The organism is Rugamonas sp. GW822-FHT03B10 (assembly GCF_058801745.1).
On sequence record NZ_JBXANP010000002.1, the window covers coordinates 546,708 to 563,330 of the forward strand.

General features: G+C 68.1%; 15 protein-coding genes and 1 tRNA gene. 3 read left to right on the plus strand and 13 right to left on the minus strand.

Features of this window, described 5'->3' with window-relative positions; all coding sequences use genetic code 11:
- Positions 1-83: 83 nt before the first annotated feature.
- From AC1RQG_RS05560 to AC1RQG_RS05585, 6 genes are all read right to left on the minus strand, one after another.
- On the minus strand, positions 84-2,486 hold the full coding sequence (locus AC1RQG_RS05560) for a TonB-dependent receptor plug domain-containing protein (protein ID WP_493129116.1): 2,403 nt from the start codon (positions 2,484-2,486) through the stop codon (positions 84-86).
- Positions 2,487-2,747: 261 nt separating this feature from the next.
- A complete protein-coding gene (locus tag AC1RQG_RS05565; RefSeq protein ID WP_493129118.1) occupies positions 2,748-3,794 on the minus strand; it encodes an aldo/keto reductase in 1,047 nt (348 codons plus the stop codon).
- 3 nt (positions 3,795-3,797) lie between these two features.
- Positions 3,798-4,838 carry a quinone-dependent dihydroorotate dehydrogenase gene (locus AC1RQG_RS05570; protein ID WP_493129120.1) on the minus strand — a complete coding sequence of 347 codons (1,041 nt, stop codon included), beginning with the start codon at positions 4,836-4,838 and terminating at the stop codon, positions 3,798-3,800.
- A 79-nt stretch (positions 4,839-4,917) separates the two neighbouring features.
- Positions 4,918-5,652 carry an arginyltransferase gene (locus AC1RQG_RS05575; RefSeq protein ID WP_493129122.1) on the minus strand — a complete coding sequence of 245 codons (735 nt, stop codon included), beginning with the start codon at positions 5,650-5,652 and terminating at the stop codon, positions 4,918-4,920.
- Positions 5,653-5,754: 102 nt separating this feature from the next.
- Complete coding sequence (aat, locus tag AC1RQG_RS05580) at positions 5,755-6,483, minus strand: leucyl/phenylalanyl-tRNA--protein transferase (protein WP_493129124.1); 729 nt, start codon at positions 6,481-6,483, stop codon at positions 5,755-5,757.
- A gap of 7 nt (positions 6,484-6,490) precedes the next feature.
- Positions 6,491-7,063, minus strand: coding sequence for an NUDIX hydrolase (locus AC1RQG_RS05585; RefSeq protein ID WP_493129126.1), 573 nt, complete (start codon positions 7,061-7,063; stop codon positions 6,491-6,493).
- A 200-nt stretch (positions 7,064-7,263) separates the two neighbouring features.
- Between AC1RQG_RS05585 and AC1RQG_RS05590 the strand changes: the two genes are divergently transcribed.
- Together AC1RQG_RS05590 and AC1RQG_RS05595 are read left to right on the plus strand one after the other, a co-directional pair.
- Positions 7,264-7,340 (plus strand) — tRNA-Met (locus tag AC1RQG_RS05590).
- 346 nt (positions 7,341-7,686) lie between these two features.
- The gene (locus AC1RQG_RS05595) at positions 7,687-9,960 is read left to right on the plus strand and encodes a putative bifunctional diguanylate cyclase/phosphodiesterase (RefSeq protein ID WP_493129128.1); all 2,274 of its coding nucleotides are present in this window, start codon (positions 7,687-7,689) and stop codon (positions 9,958-9,960) included.
- A gap of 126 nt (positions 9,961-10,086) precedes the next feature.
- Here AC1RQG_RS05595 and AC1RQG_RS05600 read toward each other — a convergent pair whose 3' ends face one another.
- The 3 genes from AC1RQG_RS05600 to AC1RQG_RS05610 form a co-directional block, all read right to left on the minus strand.
- Complete coding sequence (locus AC1RQG_RS05600) at positions 10,087-11,109, minus strand: DNA-3-methyladenine glycosylase family protein (RefSeq protein WP_493129130.1); 1,023 nt, start codon at positions 11,107-11,109, stop codon at positions 10,087-10,089.
- Positions 11,106-12,005, minus strand: coding sequence for a DMT family transporter (locus AC1RQG_RS05605; RefSeq protein ID WP_493129132.1), 900 nt, complete (start codon positions 12,003-12,005; stop codon positions 11,106-11,108). The genes AC1RQG_RS05600 and AC1RQG_RS05605 overlap by 4 nt, the downstream gene beginning before the upstream one ends.
- A 78-nt stretch (positions 12,006-12,083) precedes the next feature.
- Complete coding sequence (locus tag AC1RQG_RS05610) at positions 12,084-13,091, minus strand: XdhC family protein (protein ID WP_493129134.1); 1,008 nt, start codon at positions 13,089-13,091, stop codon at positions 12,084-12,086.
- A gap of 70 nt (positions 13,092-13,161) precedes the next feature.
- Here AC1RQG_RS05610 and AC1RQG_RS05615 point away from each other — a divergent pair, with 70 nt between their 5' ends.
- Positions 13,162-13,302 carry a hypothetical protein gene (locus AC1RQG_RS05615; protein ID WP_493129136.1) on the plus strand — a complete coding sequence of 47 codons (141 nt, stop codon included), beginning with the start codon at positions 13,162-13,164 and terminating at the stop codon, positions 13,300-13,302.
- Positions 13,303-13,324: 22 nt separating this feature from the next.
- Here the strand turns inward: AC1RQG_RS05615 and AC1RQG_RS05620 are convergent, their stop codons facing one another.
- The 4 genes from AC1RQG_RS05620 to coaBC form a co-directional block, all read right to left on the minus strand.
- Positions 13,325-13,747: a surface-adhesin E family protein gene (locus AC1RQG_RS05620; protein ID WP_493129138.1), complete on the minus strand. Its 423-nt coding sequence runs from the start codon at positions 13,745-13,747 to the stop codon at positions 13,325-13,327.
- Positions 13,748-13,761: 14 nt separating this feature from the next.
- Positions 13,762-14,874, minus strand: coding sequence for a M48 family metalloprotease (locus tag AC1RQG_RS05625; RefSeq protein WP_493129140.1), 1,113 nt, complete (start codon positions 14,872-14,874; stop codon positions 13,762-13,764).
- 9 nt (positions 14,875-14,883) lie between these two features.
- Positions 14,884-15,333 carry a dUTP diphosphatase gene (dut, locus tag AC1RQG_RS05630; protein WP_493129142.1) on the minus strand — a complete coding sequence of 150 codons (450 nt, stop codon included), beginning with the start codon at positions 15,331-15,333 and terminating at the stop codon, positions 14,884-14,886.
- Between the two features lie 69 nt (positions 15,334-15,402).
- A complete protein-coding gene (gene coaBC / locus AC1RQG_RS05635) occupies positions 15,403-16,623 on the minus strand; it encodes a bifunctional phosphopantothenoylcysteine decarboxylase/phosphopantothenate--cysteine ligase CoaBC (protein ID WP_493129144.1) in 1,221 nt (406 codons plus the stop codon).

Consider the following 16,623-nt stretch of genomic DNA (forward strand, 5'->3'; position numbering starts at 1 on the left):
CCATGGCGTCGTTGTGGCGCCTTGCCGTGCAAGCGCACTGTCTTCGGCGCCACGCCTGGCCATGGTCATTTTGAAACGACTTCTCACCAGCTGTAGCCGGCTTTCGCGTAGTAGAAGCGGCCGTTGAAGCCGTTCGGCGCGAAGCCGCTGTAGGGATTGATGCCGTTGTTGTTGAGGTTGCCCGCCGACGTCACCTGGTCCGGATAACGGTTGGTGGCGTTGTCGACGCCGGCCGTCAGCTTCCAGCGGTTGCCCAGCTTGACGCTGGCGGCCAGGTCCAGCACCCATTGCGGGTCATACACTTGGTCCAGCGCCGGATTGTTCTGCGGCACGGTGAAGCTGCCGTAGCGGGTCACGGTGGCGCGCCCGTTCCACGGGCCGGCCGTGTACTCGGTGGACAGGCTGAACTTGTCGCGCGGCGAACCGACCGTCGTGCGGTTGATGGTCTGGCGGTCGATCAGGGTCAGGCCGTTGGCCGTCAACAGGGCCGGATTGGGCGCCACCCGTTCCAGCGTGTTCTTGTTGTGGTTGTAGGCCAGCGTAAAGTCGAAGCGGCCCACCAGCGCCACGTTCCAGCGATAGGTGCTGACCACGTCCACGCCCGTGGTGCGGGTGTCGATGGCGTTGGTGAAGTAGCGGCCGGCGCCCACCAGGATGCCTTGCGCGGCCAGTGCTTGCTTGAGCGTGTCCGACAGCGTCATGTTGGCCGACAGCGCGATGCGGTCGTCCACGTCGATGCGGTAGGCGTCGATGGTGGCGTTCCAGTTGCTGGTCGGCTGCACTTGCAGGCCGAGGCTGACGTTGCGGGCCTTTTCGGCCTTGAGCGGGGTTGCGCCCAGCGCCGTGGCGGCCGCGCTGCCGACGGCGAAGGTGCCGGTCTCGATCGGCGTGTTGACGCCATTGATGACGGAGAAGTTGGTGGTGGTGATGGTGTAGAACTGCTGCGCCAGCGACGGCGCGCGGAAGCCGGACGAGGCCGTGCCGCGCAAGGACACGGCGTCATTGATCGCGTAGCGGGCCGAGCCCTTGGCGGAGGTGGTGCTGCCGAAATCGCTGTAGCGCTCATGGCGCAGCGCGGCCGAGCCGGAGAACTTGCGGCTGACCTCCGCCTCCAGGTTCAGGTACAGCGAGCTGTTGTGGCGGCTGTTGCTGCCCGCGTTGACGGGGCGGAAGCCGGAGAAGCCTTGCGAACCCGTGCCCTGGTAGGACGCCGGATCGCCGGCGCCTATCGTGTACCGTTCATGCCGCGCTTCCGCGCCCAGCGCCACCGTCAGCGGCCCGCTGAAGGCGGCCACGGGGAACTCGCGCGCCACGTCCACATTCAGCAGCGATTGCGCGTTCTCCAGCTTGCCGGCATAGAAATGGGTGGGGCTGTTGGCGCCCAGGTCCAGGTTGACCGTGTGGTCCATGTCGAGCTGGAATTCGTTGCTGCCGTAGTTCAGGCTGGCGTCCCAGCGCCAGCCGGCGGTCTCGCCGCGCAGGCCCGTGACCAGCGACTGGTCGGTGGAACTGCTGTTTTCCAGTGGCAGGAAGCCGTCCGGATAAACGGGGCTGCGCCCGAAGGTGCGCCAGGTGGCGGCGGCCGAGGTGTCGCGCTGGCCGTAGTTGGCGAAGGCGTACCATTCGAGGTCGTCGTTGATGGTGACCTGGCTGTTGACGAACACGGAACGGGGCCGCGTCTCCGGGTCGCCGAAGCGCTGGTTGACGAGGCCGTAGCGCGGATCTTTCGGGTTGCGCAGGTCGGGGCCGGCGCGGTTGGTGGGATCGCGGTCGGCCGCTTCCAGCGCCACGCGCAGCCAGCCGCTGTCGCCCAGCGCAAAGCCGGTCGAGCCCTTCAGCGACACTTGCTTGCCGTCGCGCTTCTGGTATTCGCCCACGCCCAGTTCAGCGTCGCCGCCGTTCGGGCCTTTTTTCAGGATGATGTTGATGACGCCGGCGATGGCGTCCGAGCCGTACTGGGCGGCGGCGCCGTCGCGCAGCACTTCGATGTGGTCGATGGCCGACAGCGGGATGGCGTTCAGGTCCACGGGCGCCGAGCCGCGCCCCTGGGTGCCGTTGACGTTGACCACGGCCGAGGTGTGGCGGCGCTTGCCGTTCACCAGCACCAGGGTCTGGTCGGGCGACAGGCCGCGCAATTGCGCGGGACGGACGGCGTCGCTGGCGTCGGCGCCCGATGGGCGCGGGAAGTTGACTGACGGTAGCAGGCGGCCCAGCACGGTGGCCAGTTCCGTGGAACCCGTGGCCTGCAGTTCGCGCGCGCCGATGATGTCGATCGGCGATTCGGAATCGACAGTGCGGCGGTTCTTGGCATAGGTGCCCGTGACCACCACGACCGAGGGCAATTCGCCGGCCAGTGGTTCGGTTTCCTGGGCGATGGCGGGCAAGCTGATGCTGGCGGCCAGGGCGGCGGCCAGCACGGCTGGCGCGGTGGGACGAAGGGGGAGACGGGGACGGGAATCTGGACGGGAATTTTGACGTAATCGCATGTGGCTCTCTCCGGTGGAAGTGGAAAAAAAAGCTTAACAGCGGGCAAAATTGCCGCCCACGAATCGTTTCAACTAATGATATACATTAATAAAATAATGCGCTGGCGGCGGTGACGCGCGCGGCGGCAATGCGGCAGCCGCGAGGTGGAATGGCGTGGTTTTGTGGTGAGAACGAAACAATGATGCGCGTGGTGCGCGGGACGCGGACGCGCGCCCGTACGCCGCACGCCCGCGCGGGGCCGGTTGCCCGGCCCCGGCTGCTTACTGGCCCGGGTTGGGCAGGCTGGCGTGGATCGCGTCGATCTGCGCCACGACTTCCGGCGCGAGCTGCACGTTCAGCGCGCCGATGTTTTCTTCAAGCTGCGCCAGCGTGGTGGCGCCGATGATGGTGGAGGCCACGCACCAGCGCGTGTAGCACCAGGCCAGCGCCATCTGCGCCGGCGTCATGCCGTGCGCGCGCGCCAGTGCCGCGTATTGCGCCACGGCGGCCAGCACGCCGGGCCGCAGGTAGCGCGGGCTCCAGTTGGGCGGGAAGATGTTCAGGCGGCCGTGCGCCTTCGGATCGTCATGGTACTTGGCGCTGAGCTGGCCGAACGCCAGCGGGCTGTAGGCCAGCAGGCTGACCTGCTCGCGGTAGCAGGTTTCGTCCAGCAGGCTGGTTTCGAAATGGCGCGCCGTCAGGTTGTACAGGTTCTGGATGGTGGCGATGCGCGGCAAGCCTTGCAGCTCGGACTGCTTGATGAACTCGCACACGCCCCAGCTCGATTCGTTCGACACGCCGATGTGGCGGATCTTGCCTTCCTGCTGCAACTGCCCCAGCACGGCCAGCGTTTCCGCTATGGCCACATGGGCCCGCTCCTTGGCCGGCTCGAAGGCGTGGGCGCCGAAGATGGGCACGTTGCGGCTCGGCCAGTGCAATTGGTATAAATCGATATAGTCGGTCTGCAAGCGCTGCAGGCTGGCGTCGACGGCGGCGCGGATGTTGGCCGCGTCCAGGTTGTTGCGGCCGCCGCGCACCCAGTGCATGGCGGGGTTCGGGCCCGCCACCTTGGTGGCCAGCACCACCTGGTCGCGCTTGCCCGACCGCTTCAGCCAGCTGCCGATGTGGCGCTCCGTGCTGCCCTGCGTTTCGGCGCGCGGCATCACCGGATACATCTCGGCCGTGTCGATGAAGTTGATGCCGCGCTCGAGCGCCAGGTCGAGCTGGCTGTGCGCGTCCGCTTCCGTGTTCTGCTCGCCGAAGGTCATGGTGCCGAGGCAGATGCGGCTGACCTTCAGGTCGGTTTTACCCAGCGTGGTGTAGCGCATGGTTCAACGTCCGCGCAGAGCGTCGGCGCAGTCGCGCACCAGGGCCGGGCCGGCGTAGATCAGGCCGCTGTACAGCTGGACCAGCTTGGCCCCGGCGTCGAACTTGGCGCGCGCGTCGGCGCCTTGCATGATGCCGCCCACGCCGATGATGGGCAGGGCGTCGCCCAGTTCCGCCTTGAGCAGGCGGATCACCTGGTTCGATAGCTCGAACACGGGCGCGCCCGACAGGCCGCCCGCTTCCTCGCCGTGGCGCATGCCTTGCACGGCCGTGCGGCTGAGCGTGGTGTTGGTGGCGATCACGCCGTCGATCTTGTGGCGCAGCAGGGCGTCGGCGATGTTCTTGACTTGCTCGCCGTCCATGTCGGGCGCGATCTTCAGGGCCAGCGGCACGTAGCGCTTGTGCTGGTCGGCCAGGCGCGACTGGGCCTCCTTGAGCTGGCCCAGCAGGCCGTCCAGTTCCGAGCCGCCCTGCAACTGGCGCAGGTTCTTGGTGTTGGGCGAGGAGATGTTGACCGTCACATAGCTGGCGTAGGGGTAGACTTTTTGCAGGCACAGCAGGTAGTCGTCGACCGCCCGTTCGATCGGCGTGTCGGCGTTCTTGCCGATGTTCAGGCCCAGCACGCCGGCCTTGTCCTGGTAGAAGCGTGACGCCTGCACATTGGCCACGAAGGCGTCCACGCCGCCGTTGTTGAAGCCCATGCGGTTGATGATGGCGTTCGCCTCCGGCAGGCGGAACATGCGCGGCTTGGGGTTGCCGGGCTGGGCGCGCGGGGTCACGGTGCCCACTTCGATGGAACCGAAACCGAGGTCGTTCAGCGCGTCGATGTAGGCGCCGTCCTTGTCCAGGCCGGCGGCCAGGCCGACCGGGTTCTTGAAGGTGAGGCCCATCACGGTGCGCGGATCGGCCTTCGGTTGCGGCAGGCACTTGGTCAGGCCCAGCGCGGCGGCGCGCTTGAGGGCAGGCAGCGTCAGATGGTGGGCCGCCTCGGGATCCATCGAGAACAGCAGCGGGCGGGCCAGGGAATACAGGAAATGGTTGGACATGGGGGCACTCTGAATTAGGTGCGGTATTTTACCGTGTCCGGCCGGCAAGCCCTAGAGCGGGCTGCGCGTTTGCGGCCCGTTAGCGGCCCGGTTGCAACACGCCCCACTGGCCCCGGATGCGCGCCTCCAGCGGGCGGAAGTTGATCTTGTAGCTCATCTTGGGGCTGTCCTCGATCCAGTAGCCGAGGTAGACGTAGGGCAGGCCCAGCTCGCGCGCCTGGCCGATCTGCCACAGCACGTTGTAGGTGCCGTAGGACGCGCCCTCCACGTCGGGGTCGAAGAAGGTGTACACGGACGACAGGCCGTCCGACAGCATGTCGATGATGCTGACCATGCGCAGCGTGCCGTCCGGGTCGCGGAATTCCACCAGCCGCGTGTTGACCCGGCTTTGCAGCAGGAACTGGGCGTACTGGTCGCGGCTGTCCTGGTCCATGCCGCCGCCGGCGTGGCGCGCGCTCTGGTAGCGCAGGTACAGCGCGTAGTGTTCATCCGAGAACGACAGCGTGGCCACGGCCGCCCGCAACTGGCCGTGCTTGACCCACGCGCGGCGCTGGGTGCGGCTGGGCGTGAACAGGTCGGCCACCACGCGCACCGGGATGCAGGCCTGGCAACCATCGCAATACGGGCGGTAGGTGAAGATGCCGCTGCGGCGGAAGCCGTTCTTGACCAGCTCCGAATAGACGTCGGCGTTGATCAGGTGCGACGGCGTGGCCACCTGCGAGCGGGCCTGGCGGCCATCAAGGTAGCTGCACGGGTAGGGCGCCGTGGTGTAGAACTGCAGCGTGGCGAATGGCAGGTCGTTCAGGTGCGTCATCGAGCACGTCCTATCGGTACGATGGCAAAACAGATGGTGCGGTCAGGCATATCTTAGCGCGTCGCGCGGGCGCGGGTGTGCGCGCGCGCATGCGGTTCCAGCTTAACCGGCGCATGGCAAGGGCGCAATTGGTTCCCATGTGGAAATTGGCGGCAGGGCGATACTGTTGCGCAGATGCGCCAGGAAGCGCGCGCGCGGTATCGGCGCGGCGCCCAGCGAGGCCAGGTGGTTGGTCTCCTGCTGGCAGTCGATCATGGCCACGCCGTGGCTGCGCAGGAATTGCACCAGGTAGGCCAGCGCCACCTTGGAGCCGTCGCTGACGCGGGCGAACATCGATTCGCCATAGAACATGCGCCCGATGCACACGCCGTAGGCGCCGCCCACCAGCTTGCCATCGAGCCACAGTTCGGACGAATGGGCATAGCCGAGCCGGTGCAAGCCCGTGTAGCCGGCGATGATGTCCTCCGAGATCCAGGTGCCGGGGCCGTCCTTGCGCGGCGCGGCGCAGGCCCGCATCACCTGCTCGAACGCGCTGTCGAAGCGCACCTGCCAGCGGCCATCGGTGTGGCGGCTGCGCTCGACCTTGCGCAAGGTTTTTTTCAGGCTGTCGCTGATGCGGAACTGCTCCGTCATCAGCACCATGCGCGGGTCGGTGCTCCACCACAGGATCGGTTGGCCTTCGGAGAACCACGGGAAGATGCCGCGCTGGTAGGCCGCCAGCAAGCGCTGCGGCGACAGGTCGGCGCCGGCCGCCAGCAGGCCGGGCGCGTCCGTCGTGAGCGCGTCGGCCACGTCCGGGAAAGGGCTGTGCGCTTCAAGCCAGGGGATCACGGCCGCCTCAGACGTCGGTGCGCATGGGACGGTCCACGTCCTGGGTGTAGAAGCCGTGGCCGCCGCCTTCGCGCATGCGGGCGCGGTCGGCGAAGAACAGCTCCAGCGTGGTGCGGACGGTGGGGAAGGCCAGATCCTCCCACGGGATTTCGGCCTCCGTGAACATCTTCACTTCCAGGCTTTCCTCGCCGGGCGCGAAATCGAGGTCGCGCAGCGTGGCCAGGTAGAACATATGGACCTGGTGCACGCGGGCCACGTTGAGCAGCGTGAACAACTGGCCCAGTTCGATGTTGGCGCCTGCTTCCTCCACCGTCTCGCGCACGGCGGCCTGGGAGGTCGTTTCATTGTTCTCCATGAAACCGGCCGGCAGGGTCCAGTAACCGTAGCGCGGTTCGATGGCGCGCCGGCACAGCAGCACCTGGGTCTGGCCGTCGCGCTCCCACACGGGAATCGAGCCCAGCACCATCTTGGGGTTCTGGTAATGGATGGTGGCGCAGTGGCTGCACACGTAGCGCGGACGGTTGTCGCCGGCCGGCACGGTCAGCGACACGGGGTGGGCGCATTCGGAACAAAATTTCATAGGACAGGCTCAAGTCGTGATGTGCTTACTTTACACCCAATGCCGCCGCCGCGGCATGTCCCCGCGGGCCACGCACGAGGGAAAACGGGGCCGGGCGGCGTGGCGCGGGGCGGGGCGCGGCATTTATCGGGTCTATCGCTGACGATTTCGGGATTAATATTGCCTAAATCAAGTCTTTGCCCTATAATGATCACATCAGACGCGGGGTGGAGCAGTCTGGCAGCTCGTCGGGCTCATAACCCGAAGGTCACAGGTTCAAATCCTGTCCCCGCAACCAAATTCCAAAAAAACCGTCATCCATGCTAAGCTGGTGACGGTTTTTTTATTGCCGTGACCAAGCAACAGCGTCCGGCGAGAATTTGATTCAGATCATTGAATTCCCACTCCGCGATTGATGCAGCGCAAGAAGTATGGCTGTGGCGGAAGGTTCAATGCTAATCTCCCAGCATAAGCGTTGAGTGCGCCATCCCCTCTGTCCTGCGGATCGCGGCTCCCGGAACGCCAGCCTGCGCCCCCAATCACTGTGCCAGCCGTTTGAACCCGCCGGGATCGCCCGGTACGCCGTTCCGCCATCGGGACGCCTTGTGGATTCACCGCCGCCGCAACCTGAAAGGGGGGATGAAATGGCATCGTCGCGCAATCGTTTCATCGCTCTCGTCACCGTCAGCTACACGGTGCTGGCCCTGGCATGGATCTTCCTGTCGGACCAGATGCTGCTCAATCTGGTCAATGTGCGCGACGCGGCCTGGATGTCGACGGCCAAGGGCGTGTTTTTCGTCGTCAGCACCGCCGTCGGCTATTTCCTCGCCCTGCGCGCCCTGGCCGGCGACGACGGCCAACCGCAGCCGCTGCTGTCGATGATGGCCACCGGGCTGGCGCCCGCGCGCGGTTGCGGCCCGCTCTGCTATCTGCTGGCGGCCGCCCTGTCCGGCGCCACCCTGTTCGCGCGGCTCAACATGGTGACCGCCGGCCAGCACCATCCGTGGCTGATCCTGTTCGTGCTGCCGATCATCCTCAGCGCCATGCTGGGCGGCCTGGGGCCGGGCCTGCTGGCCACGGCCGTGTCCACGGTGGGCGACAAACTGCTGGCCATCGAGCCGCTGTACAGCATGCGCTTCGAACGTGGCGCGGACTTGCTGGTGTGGAGCTTGCTGGTGCTGAACGGCGTCGTCGTCAGCGTGCTCAGCGAGATCCTGCGCGGCGCGCTGCACCGGCGCGATGTGGACCGCACCCTGCTCACCAGCGTCGTCGGCGGCACCTCCGACGCCATTTACGTCAAGGACTTGCATGGCCGCTATCTGCTGGCCAATGGCGCGGCGGCCGCCTACCTGGGCCGGCCGCAGGCCGAGGTGCTGGGGCGCGACGACCTGGCCATGCTGCCGGTCGACACGGCGCTGGCGCTGGGCAAGCTGGACCAGGAAGTCATCGTCAGCGGCCGCACCCAGACCCATGAGGAATTCTTCGTCAACCAGGCGGGCGAGCGCCTGCTGTTCCAGTCGACCAAGGGCCCCATCTATGACACCTCCGGCGCCGTGGTCGGCATGTTCGGCGTGTCGCGCGACATCACCAAGAGCAAGCTGGCCGAGGAGCGCATCCAGTACCTGGCCCATTACGACGTGCTGACCGGCTTGCCCAACCGGGTGCAGCTCGACGAGCGCATCCAGCACGCCATCGTGCAGGTGGCCGAGGGCGGGCAGAAACTGGCCCTGCTGTTCCTCGACCTCGATCATTTCAAGGACATCAACGACAGCCTCGGGCACAGCGTGGGCGACGCGCTGCTGGTGGCGCTGGCGCGGCGGCTGCGCGCCATCATGCGCGCCGACGACATGGTGGCGCGCCTGGGCGGCGACGAGTTCGTCTTCCTGCTGCAAGGGGTGGACGTGGCCGGACTGGCGCAGACGGCCCAGCGCATCCTGGATGTGGTGGAGGAGACGTTCTCGATCGAGCAGCATGAACTGGCCGTCAGCGGCTCGATCGGCATCGCCCTGTATCCGGACGACAGCGGCGACCTGGAAGGCCTGGTCAAGTGCGCCGACGCGGCCATGTACCGCGCCAAGCAGAACGGGCGCAACCGCTACTGCTTCTTCACCGCCGAGATCGAGGCGCTGACCGTGCGCCGCATGCAGGTGGTGAGCGCGCTGCGCCACGCGCTGGAGCAGCACCAGTTGACCATCCACTACCAGCCCCAGCTCAGCGCGCGCGACGGCCGCATCATCGGCGCCGAGGCGCTGCTGCGCTGGCATCATCCGGTGCTGGGCCAGGTGTCGCCGGAGGAATTCATCCCGGCCGCCGAGGACAGCGGCTTGATCGTGCCCATCGGCGAGTGGGTGTTGCGGCGCGCCGTGCGCCAGATGAAGGCGTGGCTGGACGGGGGCATGGCGCCGATCGTGATGGCCGTCAATCTGTCGACCGTGCAGTTCCGCCATCCCAACCTGCCGGCCATGGTGGCCACCATCCTGGCCGAGGAACAGCTGCCGGCCAGGTACCTGGAGCTGGAGCTGACCGAGAGCGGCGCCATGCACGATCCGCCGGCCGCCATCGCCGTGATGGACCAGTTGCACGAGCATGGCGTGCGCATGGCGATCGACGATTTCGGCATCGCCTATTCCTCGCTCAGCTATCTGAAGAAGTTCAAGGTCTACAAGCTGAAGATCGACCAGTCGTTCGTGCGCGACATCAGCGCCGACCCGGAGGACCGGGCCATCGTCACGGCCATCATCGCCATGGCGCGCGGCCTGGGCCTGCGCACCATCGCCGAGGGCGTGGAGACGCAGGACCAGCTCGACTTCCTGCGCGAGCACGGCTGCGACGAAATCCAGGGCTATTTCTACAGCAGGCCCCTGACGGCCGAACAGTTCGGCCGCTTTGTCCAAGAGGTGGAACCATGCGCGGCGTGAGGGCGCATCGCCCGCTGCGGCGCCGTGGGCGCCGTCCCGCCCCGTGCGAGCGGGCGCGCAGCCATGTCATCCACCGGCGGCGCGCGCCGTGGCAGTGGACCGGCGAGTGACGCGCCGCGCGCCGCCTCAGGCGCCGGATGACGCGCCCGCGCCGTCCGCGCGCGGATGCAGGCTGGCCCACAGGTGGGCGGCGGCCATCGTGCGGTGGGGGCGGTAGCGGGCCAGGAATTGTTCGGTGCGCGCCATATCGGGCTTGGCTGCCTCGCCCAGCAAGTGCTGCAGGGCGGCGCGCACGGCCACGTCGCCGTGCAGCGAGCAGTCGGCATAGCCATAGCCGCGCAGCAGGCCGTAGTTGACGGTCCACGGACCGATGCCTTTCACGGCCAGCAGCGCAGCCGAGACTTGCTCGATGCCATAGTCCGGCCCCAGCGCCAGCCGCAGTTCGCCGCCGGCCACCAGTCGCGCCAGGCGCAGCACCGTCTCGGCCTTGGCGCGCGAGAACTTGCGCGTCGTGAGCGTGTCCGGATCCAGCCGGGCCGCGCTGGTGGCGTCCGGGTAGCACCACAGGCCGCCGCTGTGCTGGCGGCCCGCCTGCAGGATGAAGGTGCGGCGCAGCGCGATCGCGAACGGCAGGTTGATCTGCTGGCCGATGATGGCCCACGTGAGCGCTTCGAAGATGGTGGCCGACTGCACCACGCGCAGGCCCGCCTGCGCGCGCGTGAGGGGGCCGAACAAGGGATCGCCGGCCGTGAACTCGGTGAATGGCCGGGGATCGATACGCAGGCCCAGCATGGCCTCGGCCGCGGCGCGCGCATAGGCAATGATGGCGGGCGTGCAGGGGCCGTCGGCCACGATGGTGCAGTCGGCGGACGATGGCGCGCCGTCGTTTGCACCGTCGTTTGCACCGTCGTTTGCCCGGTGGTTTGCCCGGTCGGTCGCCCGGCCGGTTGCGCCGTCGTTTGCTATATCGGGCGCCAGATTGAGCGCGATGTCGAGCACCACCGGCACGCCGTCGAGCAGCATGCCTTTGCGCAGGCGCCGGGCGTCGGCCTGTTCGGCCACGCTCTCCGGGTCGCGCCGGTGGAAGGCCAGCACGTCGTCGAGCCGGTAGCCGGGTGGCAGCGGCAGTGTGAATCCGGCGCGCGTCATGTGGCGCCGGCCTTGCGCGGTGCGCCGAAACTGGGGCGGAAGCCCGTCACCAGCGCGGTCCCCAGCAGCACGATGGCGGCGCCGGTCCAGGTGTACCAGCCCGTGGTCTCGCCCAGGAACAGCACGCCCCACAGGATGCCGAACACGGGGCTGAGGAAGGTCACCGTGAGCGCGGAGGCCGGCCCCACGTCGTCGATCAGGCGGTAGTAGATCAGGTAGGCCACGCCGCTGCACAACACGCCCAGTGCCAGCACGGCGCCCATGATGCCGATGGTGGGCGCGGCCGGCGCCGGGAACCACGGCAGCACGGGGAGCACCAGCAGGGTGGCGGCCCACATGCTGCCGTGGGCGTTGGCGAACGGCGGCACCGATTGCGCCGCCTTGGCCGACTTGGCGTAGTTGCTGGCGATGCCGTAGTTGCAGGAGGCGAACAGCACGGCCGCGATGGCCAGACCGGCGCCGGGACCGGCGCTCACATGGTCGAAGCTGACCAGCAGCGCCACGCCGGCCGCGCCCAGCAGCAGGCCCGCCGCCACGGTGGGCGACACCATGCGGCGCGACCAGGCGGCGCCGATGACGGCGCCCCACAACGGCGTGCTGGCGTTGAGCACGGCCATCAGCGAGGCCGACAGCGTGCGCGCGGCGAACGCGAACAGCAGGAAGGGCAGGGCCGAATTGAACAGACCCAGGACCAGGTAGTGCTTCCAGTGCCGGCGCAGGTCGAGCGGCTTGCGCAGCACCAGTGCCACCAGCGCCAGGAACAGGGCGGCGAACAGCACGCGGTACTGGATCAGCAGCGCGGCGCCCAGCACGGGGGCGGCGATGCGCATGAACAGGAACGAGCCGCCCCAGATGGCGGCCAGCAGGATCAGTCGGAACAGGTTGGCGGTGCTCATGGACGGCGTCCCATGGAAAAGGCGTGATTGTCGTTCATGGGCGGCGCGCACGCCACCCGCTTCTTGCTTTCGAATTGCTCAGGCCACGCAGGCCTGGCTGCCCGGCGCTTCCGGCGTGGCCGCGTGGCCGACCTGCAGCGCGGCCGGCACGCCGTTCTTGATGGCCGTCATCTGGGCCAGGATGGAGATGGCGATTTCGGCCGGCGTCTTGCTGCCGATGTACAGGCCGATGGGACCGTGCAGCCGCGCCAGCTGGGCCGGCGTGACGTCGAACTGCAGCAGCCGTTCGCGCCGCTTGGCGTTGTTGACGCGCGAGCCGATGGCGCCCACGTAGAACGCGTCGGACTTGAGCGCCTCCATCAGGGCCAGGTCGTCCAGCTTGGGATCGTGGGTCAGTGCCACCACGGCGCTGCGGTGGTCCAGCCTCAGTTCCAGCACCAGGTCGTCGGGCATGGCATGCACCAGCCGCACGCCGTCCACGTTCCAGCCGGCGCGGTATTCCTCGCGCGGATCGCAGACGATCACGTGGTAGTCCATGGCCATGGCCACCTGGGCCAGGAAGCGCGACAACTGGCCGGCGCCGATGATCAGCAGGCGCCAGCGGGGGCCGTGCAGTGTGACGAGTTCACGTTCGTCGGCCCGCATCACGGCGCCCGGCGGCGCGGGCGCCAGCGTGACGGCGCCGCTGGCCATATCGAGCCGGCGTTCGACCAGCTCGTGCCGCTCCAGCCGTTCCAGCAGCTCGGCGACGCGGCTGCGGAGCGACAGCGGTTCGATCGCCAGTTCGATGGTGCCGCCGCAGGGCAGGCCGAAGCGGTGCGCCTCGTCGGCGCTGATGCCGTAGCTGACCCGCGCCGGCGCGGCGCGCCGCAAGCCGTCGCCACGCGCGCGGGCGATCAGGTCGTCCTCGATGCAGCCGCCCGAGACGGAACCGACCACGCTGCCGTCCTCGCCGATGGCCAGCATGGCGCCCACGGGGCGCGGGCTGGAGCCCCAGGTGCGGATCACGGTGACCAGTTCGCAGCGCCGCCCGGCGGCGATCCAGGCGGCGCAGGTCTTCAATACTTCAAGGTCGATGCTGTCCATGGCGGTGGGCTCCTCGCGGCTGCAGGCATTCGACTATACTATGGCTCTCCAAAGCCTGCAGGAAGACCTGATGACCCAACCCGACAACCACGACGACGGCAATCCCAAGTTCGGGCGCCTGCTGATCGTGCTGATCATCGCCGTGCTGTTCTGCGTCGCCCTCACATGGGTGATGGGCGCGGTGTTCCCCAACTTCCCCAACTTCAGCTGACTGCCGGCTCCCTGGCGCCGGCTCACCGGCGGCGCCGGCACACGGCGGCCAGCGCGGCCGCGTAGGGGCTGCCGGGCGCGATCGCTTCCGGGCTGAATTCCTCGAACCGATAGTTCTCGACCGGCTCGCCGCGCCCCATCGGCTCGGGATAGTAGATCTGCGCCCGCAGGATGGCGGTGCGCGCGCCGCACGCATACACGTGCTGCGCCTTGATGGAGCGGAACGGCTTGCCGCCGGGCGTGCTCTGGGGATGGCGGAAACTGCGCAACGTCCAGGCGCGCCGGCCCTGTTCCACGCGCACGACGCCGGCCCGGTCCAGGTACAGCGTGGCGCCTTCGGCCCAGCCCACGCGGCTCCAGTGCGTGCGGTGATGGGATGGGGATTTCCCCGCCGCCTGCGCCATGCCGCAGCAGAGCAGCAGCAAGGACAGGAGCAGGGCGCGCATGGCGGTGTGCCGGCTTACGGCAGCAGCGGCTTGCGGGCGGCCTGCTTGGCCTTGATCTCGGCCACGGTCTTGTCGATCACGCCGAGCCGGTAGCTGGTGGCGGGATGGATCGCCGTGTAGCCGTTCAGCACCGTGGGCGGGTACTGGCCGGCCAGGCGCTGCCAGAACGCGTGCGCGTGTTCGATGTTGTAGCCGGCGCGGGCCAGCAGGTACAGGGCCAGGTAGTCGGCCGCCGCGTCCAGTTCCTGCGGCACGGGCTTGATGCCGGCGCTGCCGATCAGCAGCGAGGTGTCGGGCCGCACGGCCACCAGATTGTCGATCATGCTGCCCACGGTGTAGGCCTGGCGCGTGGTGTTGGCGTGGCCCAGCACGTTGTGGGCGATGTCCTTGGCCAGCACGAAGGCGATCGCCTCGTCGCTCTGGGCGAAGTTGACCATGCCGCGCGTGATCAGCACGCGCTGGCCGTCCGCATAGGAATTGATGTTGTCCGAGTTGCCCAGGTCGACCTTGAAGGCGCAGGCGCGCGTGACGGGCACGGTGATGGCGCGCACGGCGCTGCCGCGGCGCACGGTGATGCTGAGCGCGGAATGGCGCCCCACCAGCGGGCCGAGGATGCGCGCGGCCTGGGTTTCGGCGTTGGGACCGGTGGGCAGCGGCTGCGCCTCCACCGACACCAGCTCGTCGCCCTTGCGCAGGCCGGCGCGGGCGGCGCCGCTGCCGGGCAGCACGCCCGACACCTGCAGCTGTTCGCCGTAACCCAGCGCGGCCTGGGCCGCGTCCGCGTACTCGCCCGGATACGAATACTTGTTCTTGGCCGTGAAGCCGAGCAGCGCATGGGCATGGGTGCGGCACAAGTCCGCATTGTTGATCAGCAGCGGCGCCACGATCTGGTACAGCCGCTCCTGGGTGGCCACCATGCCGCTCACCATGTCGCGCGCTTCCAGCATGCGGGCCGTGACCACCACCGGCTCCGGCGCCGGCGCGGCGCGCGGCGCGGTGGGCGCGGGCGCTTGCGGCGCCGTCTTGAAGGCCGAACACGCCGACAGCAGCAACGCCGCCGTCATGGCGGCCCATGGCGTTGCGGGGTGGCGGCGCGGCGCGCCTGGCTGCAGGTCGGTGTGGGGCATGGTCTGTCCTTAGTGTTTGCCGGTGCTGCCGAAACCGCCGGCACCGCGTTCGCTGGCGTCGAAATCGTCGACGATGTTAAATCCAACCTGCAGGACCGGCACGATGATCAGCTGCGCCAGGCGCTCCATCGGCTGCAGCGTGAAGGCGGCGTGGCCGCGGTTCCAGGTCGATACCATCAGCTGGCCCTGGTAGTCGGAATCGATCAAGCCTACCAGATTCCCCAGCACGATGCCGTTCTTGTGGCCCATGCCGCTGCGCGGCAGGATCATGGCGGCGTAGCCGGGATCGGCCACGTGGATCGCCAGGCCGGTGGGAATGAGCACGGTCTGGCCGGCCTCGATGGTGATGGGGGCGTCGATGCAGGCGCGCAGGTCCAGGCCGGCGCTGCCGGGCGTGGCGTAGGCGGGCAGCATGTCCTTCATGCGCGGGTCGAGGATCTTGACGTCGATGTTTTTCATTGTTGCGGTTTCAGTGTTTCGGGTGGTTCGGATGGTTCGGGCGGTGCGGACTATCGGGCCGCGCAAGCGTCACTGGAACAGCGAGTACTTGTCGATCCGTTTCGAGATCTCGCACACCAGCTGACGCGCCAGCGTGAGCTTGTCGGCGCGCGGCAGGATGGTGTGGCCGTTCTCGTCGAACAGGATGATGGTGTTGTCGTCCTGGCCGAAGGTGTGGTGGCCGATGTTCCCCACCAGCAGCGGGATGCCTTTCTTCTCGCGCTTGACGGCGCCGTATTCGAGCAGGTTCTCCGATTCGGCCGCGAAGCCCACGCAGTACGGATGGCCGGCCAGCGAGGTGCGGGCGGCCACGGTGGCCAGGATGTCCGGGTTCTGCTCGAATTTGAGTTCGGGCACGGAGCCGTCGCCCTTCTTCTTCATTTTCTGGGCGCTGCTGTTGGCCACGCGCCAGTCGGCCACGGCCGCCACGGCCACGAACACGTGCTGGCCTTCCACGGCCGCCATCACGGCGTCGTGCATCTGCTGCGCGCTCTGCACGTTGATGCGCTGCACGCCGTAGGGCGTGGGCAGGGCGGTGGGGCCGGAGATCAGCAGCACCTCGGCGCCCGCTTCGCGCGCCGCGCGCGCGACCGCGTAGCCCATTTTGCCCGACGACAGATTGGTGATGCCGCGCACCGGGTCGATGGCCTCGAAGGTGGGGCCGGCCGTGACCAGGATGCGTTTGCCGGCCATGGTCTTGGGCTGGAAGGCGGCGATCACCTCCTCCAGCAGCTGCTGCGGTTCCAGCATGCGGCCCAGGCCCACTTCGCCGCAGGCCTGCTCGCCGGCGCCGGGGCCGAAGATGACGATGCCGTCCTCGCGCAGCAGGGCCGCGTTGCGCTGGGTGGCGGGGTTCTGCCACATCTCCACGTTCATGGCCGGCGCGATCAGCAGCGGCAACTGGCGCGGACGGGCCAGGCACATGGTCGAGAGCAGGTCGTCGCACGCGCCGTGGGCCAGCTTGGCCATGAAGTCGGCCGAGCAGGGCGCGACCAGGATGGCGTCGGCGCCGCGCGTGACGTCGATGTGGGCCATGTTGTTGTCCACCCGGGGATCCCACTGGCTGGAGTACACGGGCTGGCCCGACAGGGCCTGCATGGTGACGGGCGTGATGAAGTGGGCGGCGGCGTCCGTCATCACCACCTGCACGCTGGCGCCCTGGCCGGTGAGCAGGCGGCACAATTCGGCCGCCTTGTAGCAGGCCACGCCGCCGGACAGGCCGAGGACGATTTTCTTACCAGTGAGGTCCAT